The organism is Leeuwenhoekiella sp. H156, assembly GCF_052218455.1.
Taxonomy (GTDB): Bacteria; Bacteroidota; Bacteroidia; order Flavobacteriales; family Flavobacteriaceae; genus Leeuwenhoekiella; species Leeuwenhoekiella parthenopeia.
The window spans coordinates 2,911,386-2,927,722 of sequence record NZ_CP197499.1; the positions used below are offsets into that span (position 1 = coordinate 2,911,386).

A 16,337-nucleotide genomic window follows, 5' to 3' on the forward strand; every position below is an offset into this window, starting at 1 on the left:
GAATTGTTTGTTTGTGGTTTTTTTCGTTAACGCATTTTAACAGCGGCGAGTTAAACACTATTAATAAATAACATCGATCTCCATATCGCTGCTATTTTTGACTCATTACTAACCAATAAAATTTACAACTATGCTTAAGTGGACAGTTATATTTATCATCATTGCAATTGTAGCAGCAATCTTTGGATTTGGAGGAATTGCTTCCGGTGCAGAATCAATCGCTAAAATTTTATTCTTCATTTTTATTGTTCTTTTTCTGATCAGTTTACTGTCAAGATTGTTCAGATAATTTAGATCTTTTAAACCCTAATAAATTATGAGAAAAGTAATCAGCATTTTAATTTTGAGTGTCATTCTGGTTTCTTGTGGAGGTACCAGTGAAGTTGTTAAGCAATCGCGTAAAACACTTAAAGGTTATTGGAATTTAGATAACATCAATTATAACAATGCAACCGGAATTTATGATGTAACTCTTTTTGGAGATGTTTCATCAGAATGTATGGTAGGAAGTACCTGGAGATTTATACCGAATAACAACTTCGGTAATTATGAGATTACCAGTACCACCTGCAACCCCGGAAAGCGTTATTTTGTATGGAGCATTCCAGATCAGGAAAATGCCATATCCTATGACATTTTGTTGAAGCCAACTGACGAGAAAATGAATTCGACTATGAATGATGCTGGATTTAGATTAAATATCAACTACCTTTCTGATAACGAATTGACATTTACCCAGACCGTGCAGGTTGATGGAAAACCGTTTAAGATTGTAATGAATTTTTCAAAAATATCTGAATAAGTAAGAGTTCAGAATGGGTAACCCCTTAATTTAATTAAAACAATTTTTATGAAATCTATATTGAAACAAGCTGCTGTAGTTGCAGTAGCCTTAACGATGCTAACTTCTTGTGAGGCAACCCGTAATGCAAATAATCAACAAAAAGGTACTGCTATCGGTGCAGCCGGTGGTGCCATTATTGGTGCCGTGATAGGTAACAATGTGGGTACTAAAGGTGATGGTGGTGCATTGGGTGCTGTAATTGGTGGTGTTGTAGGTGGTGCTGCCGGTAATGTAATCGGTAAGCGTATGGATGAGCAGGCCAAGCGTATTGAGCAGGAAATTCCCGGAGCTGAGGTAGAACGAATTGACGACGGTATCGTGGTTAATTTTGACGAAAACAGTGGGGTGTATTTTGCTACAAACCAGTACAGCATTAACGCCGCTTCTCAGCAAACACTTAATGGTTTGGCTAAAGTTATGACCGAATATCCTCAAACTAACGTTCTTGTGGTGGGTCATACAGACAGCACCGGTTCTGCGGAATACAACATGACACTTTCTAAAAACCGTGCTCAGGCAGTTACTAATTATTTAGTAGGTCAGGGTATCGCTTCCGGAAGATTTACAACGCAGTGGTATGGTGAAGAACAACCAAAATACACCAACGAAACCGCTGAGGGACGTTCTAAAAACCGTCGTGTAACTCTAGCTATCGTTCCGAATCAGGAAATGGTAAATGAGGCTAAGCAACAGGCAGGTGAGGGTCAATAATAAATTAATTTCCTTTTGACAGGATTTTAGAAAACCTCCTGGCAGTATTTACTGTCAGGAGGTTTGTTTTTTTACGCATCTCAGGGCTATGTTTCAGTCTCAAAGAAGCCTTGAATTAGCAATTGAATGAGTATCTTGAGCCTGCATTGAAAAAGAACTTAAAAATAGCTATAGCAGGTGCCGGTCTGGCCGGGTTGACCGCAGCAATACATTTGCTTCGCGCAGGTTTTCAGGTACACCTAGTTGAGAAAGACGCGTACCCTAAACATAAGGTTTGCGGTGAGTACATCTCCAATGAAATTCTTCCTTACTGGCAATCTCTGGGTATCAACCCTTTCGATTGGGGCGCTGTGCAAATTGAAGAATTTGAACTCAGCTCTCGCTCCGGGAAAACCCTTAAAACCGCATTGCCGCTGGGTGGTTTTGGCATCAGCCGTTATACGCTGGACTTTAAACTGGCTGAATTGGCAAAAGAAAAGGGAGGTACGTGGACGCAGGATACTGTTGAACGCATCGAACATAAAAACACCGGTTTTGAGATTTTTTGCCGGTCCGGTGAAAGCTTTGAAAGCGATTTGGTCATCGGGAGTTTTGGTAAACGTTCGGTTTTAGATGCTGCGCTTTCGCGAAAATTCTTCAGCAACAAAACCCCCTGGATGGGCGTCAAAGCCCATTACGAGGCAGATGTTCCTGAAAACGTGGTAAGCCTTCACTCTTTTAATGGCGGTTATTGCGGTATTTCAAAAGTTGAAAACAATCGGGTAAATGTGTGTTACCTCACGCATCTCGATGCTTTTAAAGCTTCCGGCAATCTGGAAGGTTTTCAGCATGACGTACTTTCGCAGAACCCACGACTTAAGGCCTTCTTCAATCAGGCAACTCCGGTGTTTGAAAAGCCGCTTAGTATCAGCCAAATTTCATTTCAGCCTAAAGAATTGATCACGAATCATATTTTGATGTGTGGTGACAGTGCGGGGCTCATTCATCCGCTTTGCGGTAATGGGATGGCAATGGCGGTTCATTCGGCTAAACTCTTAGCAGAAAGTATTGTGGAGTATCACTTCAAATCCCAAGACCGTGAAGAGCTTGAGCAAAGCTATATCAAACGCTGGAACAGCACATTCTCCGGTCGTTTGCAGGCAGGCCGGGTTTTGCAGCGTATTTTGCAGCACGAAACAGCTACCAATCTGGGTATAAGCAGCCTGCAACGGATACCCGGAGTGCTGCCAAAAATCATCAGTTTAACCCACGGTAAACCTCTGGAAATTTGAAAGAACGAAGCCTCCTTCCCGAATTGATGGACGATCCCTCGCTTGACGCGGTTACCCTGCAGCAGGCGCTTAACGAGGTTACTCTCGTAAACCGCATTTTGGGAGGAAATAAAGTCACCACTCACGGACTTGATTATTTTTTTGAAAAATTTCCGAAGAAACAGTACAGCATCGCAGATATGGGTTGCGGTGATGGGGCGACGCTTAGAACTGTAGCCAATTACTGCCGTAAAAAAGGAATTTCTGTGAGTCTGCGGGGTTATGATTTTAATCCCAAGAGTATTGCGTTAGCACGTGAAAAATCAACGGATTATCCCGAGATTCAATTTGAGGTTCAGGATATTTTAAAGTTGGATGCTGATCATTTTTCGTGCGATATTATCCTGTCGGTACTTACAATGCATCATTTTACCAATGCCGAAATCGACCGGTTTTTAAATCAGTTTTTACAGTTATCCCGCTTGGGAGTTGTGATCAATGATTTACAGCGCAGCCGTTTGGCTTACGTGCTTTTTAAGGGCTTCAGCCGGGTTTTTATGCGCAGTCACATTGCGCGTTACGATGGTTTGATCTCCATCAAACGGGCATTTACAAAAAAGGAATTAGTAACTTTCACAAAAAAGCTTCCGGTTACCCGCTATCAGTTGAGTTGGCGCTGGGCTTTTCGCTATTTATGGATACTAGAAAAACAGCATTGAATTCCCCAGAACCAACTAAAAATCCGGTAAAAATTTGTGAGGTGGCCAAAGCTATTCCGCATTACCACCGCGAGACTCACGAAATATTACCCCTTGTAGATCTTTGGCTTGAAGGGCAGGACGAACGCTTTCGCCGTAAGGTCAAAAAAATATTCAGCAATGCAGCAGTAGACAAACGCTACAGCATTATGGCGCCCGAAGAGGTGTTTACCGCAACTTCGTTTGAAGACAAAAATGATATTTACACCCGTGAAGTGATCAAACTGGGTGAACAGGCACTCACCGATGCTTTGCAGAAAAGCGGTTGGGATGCGCAAAGCCTCGATTACATCATCACGGTGAGCTGCACCGGTATTATGATCCCTTCGCTGGATGCCTATCTCATCAACAAACTGCATTTGCGGCAGGATATCACCCGCCTGCCGGTTACGGAGATGGGCTGCGCAGCAGGAATTTCAGGGATTTTATATGCCAACGATTTTCTTAAGGCCAATCCCGGGAAACGGGCGGCTGTCATCGCGGTAGAAAGCCCTACGGCCACCTTTCAGCTCAACGATTACTCGATGGCTAATGTGGTGAGCGCGGCGATTTTTGGCGATGGCGGTGCCTGTGTATTGCTTTCGTCCAAAGCAGAAGACGAGGGGCCGAAAGTGGTTGATACGGGGATGTATCACTTTTTTGATGCCGAGCATATGATGGGTTTTAAACTCACCAATACCGGACTCAAAATGATTTTAGATCCTTCAGTCCCCGAAACCATTGCAGGGCACTTTCCGCAAATCATCGATCCGTTTTTGGCAAAAAACAACATAGATATCGATGCGGTAAATCATCTGGTATTTCATCCCGGAGGCAAAAAGATTGTGCAAACGGTTGAAGCCCTCTTTGGGGAGCGTGGTAAAACAATTGACGACACCAAAGAAGTTTTACGCCTGTATGGCAATATGAGCAGCGTTACGGTGTTGTATGTTTTGGAACGCTTCTTAAACCGCAAAATTCCTGATGGAGATTACGGTCTGATGCTTAGTTTTGGACCCGGATTTTCGGCACAACGCATTTTGATACAATGGTAACAGCATTTGAATTTAACACCAGCCCTGAAGCGAACTTATGGGCATTAATCCTGGGAGGCAGCAGCGGCTTGGGACTGGCTTCGGCAAAAAAACTGGCTGAAAAGGGCCTGAACATTTGCATCGTGCACCGCACCCGGCGGAGTAAACTGGGTGATTTTGAAAACGATCTAGATGGGATGCGGGCCTTTGGCGTGGAAGTAGCCGAATTCAATACCGATGCCTTGAGTGCTGAAACCATTCAAAAATTACTTGATTTTTTTAGGGCGAAAGAAGGCCGGCTTCAGTTAATGTTGCACAGCATTGCCAAGGGAAATCTAAAACCTATTTATACCGATAATCCTTCGGAAGCGACCCTGAGTGGGAAAGATTTTATGCTTACTGCGGAAGCTATGGCGGTTAGCCTGTACGACTGGGCAAGCGCTTTCGCGAATGCGAAATTATTTGCATCCCACGGCAAAATCCTTGCGTTTACCAGCGAGGGTAGTAGCAAACCCTTGCCTAACTATGCCGCGGTATCCGCCGCAAAAGCAGCGCTCGAGGCTATTGTGCGCAGTCTCGCTTTTGAGCTTGCACCCTTGCAAATCACGGCAAACTGTATTCAGGCGGGAGTGACCAATACCGAAAGCCTGCAGCTGATACCGGGAAGTGAACTTTTAATTGAGCAGGCGATGGCCCGCAATCCCAACCGACGGCTTACAACCGCCGAAGATGTCGCTAATGCAGTCTACCTGCTTACCAGACCTGAAGCAAACTGGATTAATGGAGCCGTGATTCCGGTGGACGGCGGGGAGCATTTGAGATAAACAGATACAACATAAAACGGATTTTTTTAGCTTTAAAACCGTTTAGAATTTGAAGGAATTTATGATTATAGATTTAAGGAGCGATACGCTTACCAAACCCACCCCCGAAATGTTGCAGGCGATGATGCAGGCCGAAGTTGGGGACGATGTATATAAAGAAGATCCCACGGTTAATAAACTCGAGGAGCATATCGCACATCTTTTTGGGATGGATGCAGCGCTGTATTTCCCTACCGGAAGTATGACCAATCAGGCTGCGATTAAAATTCATACCCAGCCCGGCGAACAACTCATCGCCGATAAATATGCGCACGTGTACAACTACGAGGGCGGCGGGGTTTCGTTTAACAGCGGGGTTTCGTGCAAGCTGGTAGACGGTCATCGCGGGATGATCACCGCCGAGCAGGTGGAAGAAAACATCAATCCGCCCGATTTTTACCACAGTCCGCTGACATCACTGGTCTGTCTTGAGAATACGACCAATAAAGGCGGCGGGGCCTGTTATGATTTTAGGGAAATTGTCAAAATCAGAAAAGTTTGCGACGAGCACGGTCTGGGCTTACATCTGGATGGTGCCCGCCTTTGGAACGCGCTGGTTGCTACCGATGAATCTCCAAAAGATTACGGGGAGGTTTTTGATACGATTTCGGTGTGCCTGTCAAAAGGCCTGGGTGCGCCAATGGGCTCGGTGCTCGTAGGTAAACAAAAATTTATGGACAAGGCGATGCGCGTACGCAAAGTTTTGGGTGGCGGGATGCGTCAGGTAGGCTTTATGGCTGCCGCGGGTATTTATGCCCTGGAACATCACTGGCAGCGTATGGCAGAAGATCATCGCAAGGCTCAGGAGCTGGCTACAGCACTGGCGGCACATGCTAAAGTCGCTCTGGTAGAGCCGGTAGAAACCAATATCCTTATTTTTAAATTGAGACCTGAAGTTGATGAGTTGAAGTTTATTCAGCAGCTAAAAGAAAAACAGATCTTCATCAGCGCTTTGGGTAAAGGCAAGCTGCGTATGGTGACCCATTACGATTATACCGATGCGATGCATGCGCATTTGCTCGATTTGCTTTCGTCTAAAAATCTGTAGAAGTCATTTTTAAAAAATGATTTAAATCCCTGTTTAGATAGCGAATGAGATATTATAAACCCATCTCATTAGCGATTTTCTAAAAATAGAGGGCATAGCCGGAGTTTTTGACCAAAGCTTCGGCTTTTTAAGGTTTGGAACACTATCTTAGTAGAGGTTGTACCGCATCATAAACGCAGCACAACCCTAACCAAAACTGTCCATTTATGGCTCTCAAAGTCGTTATTTCACATAAAACGAAATATAAATACGACAAGCGCATCTCGCTGTCACCGCATATTTTTAGATTAAGACCTGCACCGCACAGCAGAACACCCATTGAAGCGTATTCGTTAAAAATCAAGCCTGAAAATCACTTTTTCAACTGGCAGCAAGATCCTTTTGGGAATTATCTGGCGCGCGTGGTTTTTCCGGAAAAGACCGACGAACTCTCTATTGACGTAGAAATTCTGGCCGATCTCAAAACCATCAATCCCTTTGATTTTTTTGTAGAAGAAGCGGTAGAAGAGTTTCCGTTCACCTATAAAGAATCGCTTAAAAAAGAATTATTGCCCTATCTGGAGGTGACCGATGACGGGCCCTTGCTACAGAAGTTTCTAAAAACTGTAGATACGAGCAAGCAAAAAACCATCTACTTTTTAATAGGGATCAACCAGCACATCAACCAGTACCTCAATTATACGGTGCGTATGGAGCCGGGTGTGCAAACCTGCGAAGAAACACTTGAAAGGAAACTGGGTTCCTGCCGGGATTTTGCCTGGCTTTTAGTACAGTCGTTGCGTCATCTGGGGCTTGCAGCCCGTTTTGTTTCGGGATATTTGGTGCAGCTCAAGTCTGACGAAAAAGCTTTGGATGGTCCGTCTGGCCCTGAAGAAGATTTTACCGATTTGCACGCCTGGGCTGAGGTTTATGTGCCCGGTGCAGGATGGATTGGTCTTGACTCGACGTCCGGATTACTGGCCGGAGAAGGTCATATTCCGCTGGCGTGCACACCTTCTTTTGAAAGTGCGGCCCCGGTGACCGGCTTTTCAGATCCTGCAGAAACCGAGTTTGAGTTTGAGAATTCGGTTACACGAATTTTCGAATCGCCACGGGTTACCAAGCCCTATACTGAAGATCAATGGGAAGCCATAGATGCGTTGGGTAAAAAGGTGGAGCAGGAGTTACAGGACGGCGATGTGCGGCTTACAATGGGTGGTGAACCCACATTTGTTTCTGTTGACGATATGGAATCTGAGCAGTGGAATACTGAAGCTGACGGTCCTGAAAAGCGCAAGCTGGCAGAAGGTCTTTCAAACCGCTTACTGCATAAATTTGCGCCAGGGGGTATGTTTCATCACGCTCAGGGCAAGTGGTATCCCGGCGAACCCATACCGCGCTGGTCGATAGGAATTCACTGGCGAAAAGACGGTAAACCCATCTGGAAGGACGAAAGCCTGATGGCCTCTTTTACCAAAGAATACGATCTGCCCGAAGGCATTTCTAAAAAGTTTCTGCAGGAACTTGCGATAAATCTTGGGGTGCGTCTGGAATACATTATGCCTGCATACGAAGATGTGTTTTATTTTATGTGGGAAGAAGGCCGCCTGCCGGTAGACGTTGATCCGCTTGACAGCGACGACACGGTTACATCAGTCCGAAACCGGCTGGCGCGAATTTTACAGCAGGGTCTTGATAAAAAAATAGGCCATATTTTGCCGCTGGCGAACATTCAGGGAAAATGGGTGACCAGCCCCTGGCAGTTTATACGCAAGCATTTGTTTTTGATCCCCGGGAATTCACCTGTAGGGCTTCGGTTGCCGTTAAACTCACTCATTGAGGAACCTGATGTTCCGTCGCAACCCATCACAGATCCTGATCTTTTTGATAAACGCAAACCTTTTGGTGACTACGCTGAAGCGCTCGAGAAACGTAAAGCTTTCGCGAAAGCGAGAAAAGGAAAAATAGATTATAACGCCGATAAAAAGGAGAAGAACCCCTTTGCACGTACCGCTTTGTGTGCCGAAGTACGCGACAAGAAATTATACTTATTTCTGCCGCCTCTGGATAATGCCGAAACCTTTCTGGATCTGATGGCTTCTATCGAAGCTACGGCGAAACAGTTAAACATACCCGTGTTGATTGAAGGCTATGAGCCGCCGCGCGATTACCGTCTTGAAGTACTTAAAGTGACTCCAGATCCCGGTGTGATCGAGGTGAATGTACATCCTGCAAAAAGCTGGGACGAACTTTCTAAAAATACCTTTACGCTTTATGAGGAGGCCAAAAAGAGCCGCCTGAGCACCGAAAAATTTATGCTTGACGGTAAGCATACGGGTACCGGTGGTGGTAACCACGTTACGCTGGGAGGAATCACTCCGGCTGACTCTCCGCTACTTCGCAGACCCGATTTGCTGCGCAGTCTGCTTACCTTCTGGCAACACCATCCGGGATTGTCGTATCTGTTTTCGGGTTCTTTTATAGGGACTACGAGCCAGGCACCGCGTATCGATGAAGGCCGAATGGAAAACCTGTATGAACTGGAAATCGCTTTCAGTCAGATTCCCGAAGATGAGGATGTTCCCTTTTGGCTTACCGACCGTTTATTCCGTCACCTGCTTACCGATATTACCGGAAACACGCACCGCGCGGAGTTCTGTATAGATAAATTGTACTCACCCGATTCGTCCAGCGGTAGACTGGGAATCCTTGAGTTGCGCGGCTTTGATATGCCGCCACACGCACGCATGAGCCTTACTCAGATGTTGCTCGTGCGTACCCTCGTAGCCTGGTTTTGGCGTGAGCCTTACAAACATAAACTGGTGCGCTGGGGTACCCGCCTGCACGATAAATTCCTGATGGAACATTACGTGAAAGAAGACCTTAAAGACGTGGTGACTCAGCTTAATGCTGCGGGATATCCGTTCAAATTAGACTGGTTCGATCCGTTTTTTGAGTTTCGTTTCCCGCTTTATGGGCAGGTTGAGGTCAAGGGTATTCAGATTGAATTGCGCTCTGCCATTGAACCCTGGAATGTTTTGGGAGAAGAAATGACCGGAAGCGGTACCTCCAGATACGTTGACTCGTCGCTCGAACGTGTTCAGGTGAAGGTGACCAACTTTAATCAGGAGCGTTATGTGGTGACCTGTAACGGGGTTAAGGTTCAAATGAGTAATACGGGCGTGGAAGGCGAGTATGTTGCAGGGGTACGTTACAAGGCCTGGCAGCCCTGGTCTGCCCTGCATCCTACCATTGGGGTAGATACACCTTTGGTTTTTGATATTGTCGATCTGTGGAACGAGCGTTCGGTTGGCGGCTGTACTTATTTTGTTGCGCATCCGGGCGGAAGGTCTTACGAGACGTATCCTATCAACAGTTTGGAAGCCGAATCGAGACGTATTAACCGTTTTTGGGAAATGGGTCATACCCAGGGAACGATAACGCATTCAGAATCAGAACCTAATCCGAAATTGGTAGGGCGTACGCTCAAGACCAATACTGTGGAAAAAACCTTTGATTTTAAAGAGATACCTGTGAACCCGGAATTCCCACATTTATTAGATTTACGCAAGAAATACTAAGCTAGACCCCTAACTATGACCGTTGCCACAAACACCTGGTTTACCCGGTATTTTACAGATAATACCTATGACGAGATGTTTTCTCCTGATCTTTCTGTAAAAGGAAACTGGAAAGAACTGCTTGAGAATTTCAAGCGCATAGGTACAGACGGGCTCAATCAGCGGCAGAACGATATTGACTGGTTACTCGAAGAAAACGGGGTTACCTACAATGTCTACAATGATCCTAACGGACTCAACCGCCCGTGGAATCTTAATGTGATCCCGTTTTTGCTGCATGCAGACGAGTGGCAGCAAATTGAAAAAGGATTGAAACAACGGGCAGAGCTGCTCAATCTGGTTTTAAAAGATATTTATGGCGAGCGGCGCCTCATCAAAGAGGGGGTGGTGCCGCACGAGGTGATTTACGGACATCGCGGTTTTTTAAGGCAGTGCGACAAAATTCAATACAAACTCGATAAACATTTACTCCTGTATGCGGCCGATCTGGCCCGTGGCAGTGATGGTCGTATGTGGGTGGTGAACGACCGCTCCCAGGCACCGTCCGGTATGGGATATGCGCTAGAAAACCGCTCTACCACAAACCGGGTTTTGTCTGATATATTCGTGGATATGAATGTCAGACGCCTGTCTGAATTTTTTAAAGATTTTAATGATCTTTTGGTTGAGGCTTCGCCCGAAAAGATCGAAAACCCGAACATCGTGATTCTTACGCCGGGATCGCATAACGAGACCTATTTTGAGCACGCGTATCTGGCTTCCTTTTTAGGGTATCCGCTGGTGCAGGGGAATGATCTGGTGGTGCGGGAAGGCAATCTGTATATGAAATCCCTGAAGGGCTTAAAACGCGTACACGTGGTGCTGCGAAGGGTAGACGATATTTTTACCGATCCTTTGGAGCTTCGGGAAGATTCGCATCTGGGTGTTGCCGGTTTGCTCGATGTGGTTCGCAGGCAAAATGTGGCCATTGTAAATCCCATAGGCAGCGGAGTGCTTGAAAACCCGGGATTAATTCCTTTTATGCCGGCTATTTGTAGATTTTTCCTGAATGAACCTTTAATGCTTCCGCAGATTGCTTCATGGTGGTGCGGACAGGAAAAGGAAAAAAACTACGTGCTCGAAAACCTGCACAATTTGGTCATAAAACCTATAGATCGTACCAATAGGGAGCATATTCATTTTGGTTCGCTGATGTCCAAGGCAGAGCTCGAAAAGCTGAAAAACGAAATTCAACGCAAACCCTATCATTTTGTAGCTCAGGAGCGCATCAGCTTTTCTACGGCACCCAATTTTACTAAGGGAACCTTTGAGCCACGCAATATGGTAGCGCGTACCTTCACCATCGCCGGTAAAAAAGGCTATAATGTGATGCCCGGTGGCCTCGTACGCGTTGCACCCGACCGTAATACTTTAAGAGTGAGTAATCAGCGTGGGGGTACGAGCAAGGATTTTTGGATTATTGACCCCGATCGGAGTGAGGAAACTCCAAATTTTAACTGGAACCGGCGTTCGGCGATTTCGGTAAGCGGTCTTGCCGATTTGCCCAGCCTTACGGCCGAAAACCTCTACTGGGCCGGCAGATACGTAGGACGTACTTTGGTTAACGCCCGCTTTTTACGCATGGTTTTAAAACAAACCAGCGCTACTGAAACCATTCTTCAGGAAGAATGCTCGGTAAAACTGAATATTCTCTACAAGGCCGTAACCCAGATGACCGGTACCTATCCCGGATTTATGGAAAAACGGGAAGATGGTACCTATGCGATGAGCAATCCGCTAGAGGAGATTTTTGATGTCATTCTCAATCGGGAACGGGTAGGAAGTCTGGGGCATACCATGAGTATGTTCAGCAGCTCGTATTATTCCATTCGTAATTTGTGGAGCAGCGATATGTGGCGTGTTTTTGAAACCATTCAAAAACTGTGGCGCAATCTGGAAAACGAAAAAGACCTCACGGTTACCAAGCTTATTAAAGGTCTTAACCAACTCATTACCCGTCTCATTGCTTTTATGGGACTTATTGAAGAAAGTATTATGGTAGAGCAGGGGCTTTTGCTCTATTTTATAGGTTTACAGCTCGAACATAGCAGCCTCACCATCACAAAATGCCGCGCGCTGTTAGTAAACAAACAGGCGGGTCAAACCGAATATGAGATTCTTGAAGCTTTGCTTAGCAGTCACGAAAGCCTGAATATATACCGCTACAGCTACCGCTCGTTTATCCGGGTAGAACCAGTGATTAACCTGATGTTGATGGATTTGAAATATCCACGATCCCTTACTTTTTTATTAGGTCGTCTGCAGAAGGATATCGCCAGGTTACCACATTCGCAGCGATCTGATACGCTTACGCAGTACGAGAAGAATGTTTTTGAGGCATTCAGCAAGTTGCGTTTAGCGAGTTCAGAAGCTCTCGCGATGACTGCCAACCCCGAAAGTTATGTGCGTGAAGATCTGGATGACCTGCTCGAAGAGTTGAGCGAATTGTTGTTTCAAACTTCACAATCTATCACCAACACCTATTTCAATCATACCTATAAGCAGAGTCAGCTGGTAGATCAAAATTTTTCCATTTAATGTTATACGCTGTCTCGCATACCACGACCTATAATTACGATGCTCCGGTAAGTTATTGCCACAACATCGCGGTACTCAAACCCCGAAAATCACCGGGCCAGGAACTGCTGGAATATAAAATGCAAATCAGTCCCGAAGCTGATGAAATTTCAGAACGGGTAGATTTCTTCGGAAATTATATCACCCGTTTTTCGATACAAAAAGAGCATAAGCAGCTCAAGGTTACCACGGTGAGTAAGCTGAATCGGGATTATGAATCGCATCGGGCATCTTTTCGCATGGAAGCCTGTACAGGAATCACGTTGGAGCAGGCGCGTAAAACCCTTCAAAAAACAGAGGCAGATATTCTGGAAGCCAAACAATTTGTCCTGGAGTCTATTTTTATAAGACATTGGGGCGAAAACATTCGGGAATATGCCAATAAGAGTTTTACACCGGGACGTTCAGTATTTGAAGCCGCCGAAGAACTGATGCAGCGTATTTATGTGGATTTTGATTTCGTATCGGGTTTTACTAGTGTTTCCACACCCATAAATGAAGTGATGGAAGAGCGTAAAGGGGTGTGTCAGGATTTCGCTCAGATAGCTATCGCCTGCATACGCTCTATAGGATTACCGGCGCGCTATATCAGCGGGTATATTGAAACGCTACCACCTCCCGGAAGGGAAAAGCTGGTGGGCGCAGATGCCAGTCACGCCTGGTTTTCAATTTTTATTCCCGGTTTTGGCTGGGTAGATTTTGATCCCACTAACAATCAGATTCCGGGCAATCAACATTTAGTAACCGGCTGGGGACGGGACTATTACGATGTTCCGCCACTTAAAGGAGTGGTTTACGGCAGCGGAAGAAGCAAACTTAACGTCGAGGTTGATATCGCCCGAATACCCTAGAGCCTTTCCAGTTTAATTATTGCGGCCCCAGGTATTTTAAAAAACACATACTGCCACCAATGCCGCTGTATTGCCCGTAGTTTGGGATGATATCGTATTTACGTCTCTTGTAAAGCGCAATTGCAGGAGGCTGAAAAATTCCGGTTTCCAGGATGCATTTGGTATAGCCTATCTCGTGGGCCCAGTTTTCTAAAGCTTCAAGAATAGCGCTGGCGTAGCCTTTTTTGCGGTGAATAGGCTTGGTATACATCCTTTTGATTTCGACACTTTTAGGGCCGTACTCCCGGAAAGCACCACATGCAACGGCAAGCCCGCCGTCGTAAGCCACAATCACATTTTTTATACGGTCAAGGGAGTTAAACTGATTGTAAAACTCATGATCGTCACCATCTGTAAGTTTCAATGTCTCGTCAAGTTCTTTTACCATTTTCAAGAAATCCGGATTCTTTGAATCGGTACGTACAAGATTTAGCATAGTTGAGGTCTTTGGTTGATGTGTGGCTGCGCAGGCAGCGAACTGCGCTTAAACACAATTTTATGAATTTGAAAAAAATACTGGGTAAAACTAGGCGCCTATGATAATAAGCAGTGTTAAATTTAGTTAATTTCTGAGAACTTGAACAGTTATAGGGTGTTTTTAAGGAAGGAATTTTAGCTACACAATGTTGTTCAGATTCACCTCTTTTTAAGTGTTTGAATATCAGTTATTTTAATTTGATAAACAGAAAAAAAATACCCGTCATAAGACGGGTATTTAAGTATAATCTATACGAAAATCACTGTATGGCCGGCCTTGTAATGGCTTTTAAACTTCGCGGGAAGTCGAAGAAACAGCGAAAGGATCGGGCACTATTTTTTTTTCGTTAATGCTTAAACCCAGACGTTCAATCTCTTTTTGAATTTTCTGAAACACCTTGGGACCTGTAAATTCTACAAATAACACTCTCTTGTTAAGATTTAAATCAAGAATGCGTACTTCCATAATACGGTTCAGGCAACGTACGATTGCCTCTTGTTGAAATGAGCTTTTAGCTTCGGTTAGTTGTAATTGCGCCCTCATGATGTACTGGTATTATAGCGTTAGCAGAATTTTAGTTCGCTGTAGGGGGACGATAAAATAACGCCATCCCCAATTATTTTGCTAGAACTGTACTGTTAAAGTTAGCTTAAAAACACATTGAAAATGAATTAGTTACGAGTAATTTTTTGCTAAATCGGTTTAGCCTTAAATCTGTTTAAGTATAAAAGGAACGGAATATTTTGAACAAAAAGACGGTTTTCAAGCCCTTGTCAGACATTTAAAAATGTATTTATTAATTGACAATCAAATCTTTAAACGGACAGTTTTCGATCTTTAAATAAAAATGCAGCACGTTTTGGAAGTATTGATTTCTAAAATCAACCTGCCTGAGAAAAGAGTTGCTTTTTGTATTTCGATTTGCATTTAAAAACAAAAAAGCACCCTAAAAGGATGCTTTTTCAGATAATTAAAATGTATTCTATTCTTATTAGAACGCGTTTGCAACGATTTGCTCAAACAATTCCTGCTTACCGCTAAATTGTTTTGGCTCCCCGGTTTGCTTCCCGATCTCGCTCAATTGCTCCAGTGTAAGTTCTCCTTTTTCAAATTTAGCACCATTACCACCGTCAAAAGACTCATAGCGTGTTTTACGCAAGTCGCTGTATTTAGTGTTCTGAAGAATGTGATCTGCTGCGATAAGTCCGCGTGCAAATACATCCATTCCTGAGATGTGCGCAATAAATTTATCTTCCAGGTCGGTAGAGTTACGACGTACTTTAGCGTCAAAGTTTACACCACCACCTTGAATACCGCCGCCTTCTAAAATGATAAGCATAGCCTGGGTGATTTCGTAAATATCAATCGGGAACTGGTCTGTATCCCAACCGTTTTGGTAATCACCACGGTTAGCATCTATACTTCCCAGCATACCGTTATCTACAGCAACCTGCAGTTCGTGCTCAAATGTGTGACTTGCCAGTGTAGCGTGATTTACTTCCAGATTCAGTTTAAAGTCGTCCTGTAAACCGTATTTGTTGATGAATCCTAATGTTGTAGCTGCATCAAAATCATACTGATGCTTGCTGGGCTCCATAGGTTTAGGCTCGATCAGGAAGTTTCCTTTAAATCCTTCTTTACGCGCATAGTCTTTTACCATAGTAAGGAAACGACCCATATGGTCAAGTTCGCGCTTCATATCGGTATTCAACAGGCTCATATACCCTTCACGACCTCCCCAGAACACGTAGTTCTCACCACCTAAAGCGATGGTTGCATCTACGGCAATTTTCAGCTGAGCTCCGGCGTAGGCTACCACGTCAAAATTAGGATTGGTAGAAGCCCCGTTCATATAGCGTGGGTTACTAAACAGGTTTGTGGTTCCCCAAAGCAGCTTGATTCCGCTTTCTTTTTGCTTCATTTGCGCATACTCCACCATTTGGTGCATGCGTTTTTCAAACTCATTTAATGAAGGTGCTTCATCTACCACATCAACATCGTGAAAACAGTAGTAAGGCAGATCCATTTTGGTCATAAATTCAAAAGCAGCATCCATCTTATCTTTTGCACGTCCTACCGGATCGGGATTTTTGTCCCATTCAAAAGTTTCGGTAGGTGCACCAAACGGATCACCTCCTTTGTTATTAAGCGTATGCCAGTAGGCCATAGCAAAACGAAAATGCTCCTTCATGGTTTTTCCTGCAACAACCTTATCTGCTTCATAATATTTAAAAGCTAACGGATTGTCACTGCCTTTTCCTTCAAATTTGATTTTATCAATGTTCTTAAAATAGGTACTCATAGTT

At 44.6% G+C, this 16,337-nt stretch carries 14 protein-coding genes; 11 read left to right on the top strand and 3 right to left on the bottom strand.

From position 1 onward, the window contains the following. Positions 1 to 130 precede the first annotated feature (130 nt). The 11 genes from ACSSS3_RS12520 to ACSSS3_RS12570 all read left to right on the top strand — a co-directional run bounded on the left by ACSSS3_RS12520 (position 131) and on the right by ACSSS3_RS12570 (position 13,514). Positions 131 to 289, top strand: coding sequence for a DUF1328 domain-containing protein (locus ACSSS3_RS12520; protein WP_072984756.1), 159 nt, complete (start codon positions 131 to 133; stop codon positions 287 to 289). A gap of 27 nt (positions 290 to 316) precedes the next feature. Beyond that, positions 317 to 802 carry a lipocalin family protein gene (locus ACSSS3_RS12525; protein WP_228230745.1) on the top strand — a complete coding sequence of 162 codons (486 nt, stop codon included), beginning with the start codon at positions 317 to 319 and terminating at the stop codon, positions 800 to 802. 48 nt (positions 803 to 850) lie between these two features. Beyond that, positions 851 to 1,555 carry an OmpA family protein gene (locus tag ACSSS3_RS12530; protein ID WP_442844899.1) on the top strand — a complete coding sequence of 235 codons (705 nt, stop codon included), beginning with the start codon at positions 851 to 853 and terminating at the stop codon, positions 1,553 to 1,555. 122 nt (positions 1,556 to 1,677) lie between these two features. Further along, positions 1,678 to 2,826, top strand: coding sequence for an NAD(P)/FAD-dependent oxidoreductase (locus tag ACSSS3_RS12535; protein ID WP_442844900.1), 1,149 nt, complete (start codon positions 1,678 to 1,680; stop codon positions 2,824 to 2,826). Beyond that, on the top strand, positions 2,823 to 3,524 hold the full coding sequence (locus ACSSS3_RS12540; RefSeq protein ID WP_442844901.1) for a methyltransferase domain-containing protein: 702 nt from the start codon (positions 2,823 to 2,825) through the stop codon (positions 3,522 to 3,524). Before ACSSS3_RS12535 ends, ACSSS3_RS12540 begins: the two co-directional genes overlap by 4 nt. Next, positions 3,500 to 4,597, top strand: coding sequence for a type III polyketide synthase (locus tag ACSSS3_RS12545; RefSeq protein ID WP_442844902.1), 1,098 nt, complete (start codon positions 3,500 to 3,502; stop codon positions 4,595 to 4,597). The genes ACSSS3_RS12540 and ACSSS3_RS12545 overlap by 25 nt, the downstream gene beginning before the upstream one ends. Beyond that, positions 4,591 to 5,400 (top strand): SDR family oxidoreductase, encoded by an 810-nt coding sequence (locus tag ACSSS3_RS12550; protein ID WP_442844903.1) that lies wholly within the window; start codon positions 4,591 to 4,593, stop codon positions 5,398 to 5,400. The genes ACSSS3_RS12545 and ACSSS3_RS12550 overlap by 7 nt, the downstream gene beginning before the upstream one ends. A gap of 61 nt (positions 5,401 to 5,461) precedes the next feature. Continuing rightward, positions 5,462 to 6,487: a threonine aldolase family protein gene (locus ACSSS3_RS12555; RefSeq protein WP_228230739.1), complete on the top strand. Its 1,026-nt coding sequence runs from the start codon at positions 5,462 to 5,464 to the stop codon at positions 6,485 to 6,487. 206 nt (positions 6,488 to 6,693) lie between these two features. Then, positions 6,694 to 10,047 (top strand): transglutaminase family protein, encoded by a 3,354-nt coding sequence (locus ACSSS3_RS12560; RefSeq protein ID WP_442844904.1) that lies wholly within the window; start codon positions 6,694 to 6,696, stop codon positions 10,045 to 10,047. Positions 10,048 to 10,062: 15 nt separating this feature from the next. Further along, complete coding sequence (locus tag ACSSS3_RS12565; RefSeq protein WP_442844905.1) at positions 10,063 to 12,624, top strand: circularly permuted type 2 ATP-grasp protein; 2,562 nt, start codon at positions 10,063 to 10,065, stop codon at positions 12,622 to 12,624. Next, positions 12,624 to 13,514 carry a transglutaminase family protein gene (locus ACSSS3_RS12570; protein WP_442844906.1) on the top strand — a complete coding sequence of 297 codons (891 nt, stop codon included), beginning with the start codon at positions 12,624 to 12,626 and terminating at the stop codon, positions 13,512 to 13,514. The genes ACSSS3_RS12565 and ACSSS3_RS12570 overlap by 1 nt, the downstream gene beginning before the upstream one ends. Before the next feature lie 16 nt (positions 13,515 to 13,530). Here ACSSS3_RS12570 and ACSSS3_RS12575 read toward each other — a convergent pair whose 3' ends face one another. The 3 genes from ACSSS3_RS12575 to xylA form a co-directional block, all read right to left on the bottom strand. Next, positions 13,531 to 13,989 (bottom strand): GNAT family N-acetyltransferase, encoded by a 459-nt coding sequence (locus tag ACSSS3_RS12575; RefSeq protein ID WP_228230735.1) that lies wholly within the window; start codon positions 13,987 to 13,989, stop codon positions 13,531 to 13,533. A 330-nt stretch (positions 13,990 to 14,319) separates the two neighbouring features. Next, the gene (locus ACSSS3_RS12580) at positions 14,320 to 14,574 is read right to left on the bottom strand and encodes a hypothetical protein (protein WP_228230734.1); all 255 of its coding nucleotides are present in this window, start codon (positions 14,572 to 14,574) and stop codon (positions 14,320 to 14,322) included. A gap of 448 nt (positions 14,575 to 15,022) precedes the next feature. Beyond that, a complete protein-coding gene (gene xylA, locus ACSSS3_RS12585) occupies positions 15,023 to 16,333 on the bottom strand; it encodes a xylose isomerase (protein WP_228230733.1) in 1,311 nt (436 codons plus the stop codon). Positions 16,334 to 16,337 lie beyond the last annotated feature (4 nt).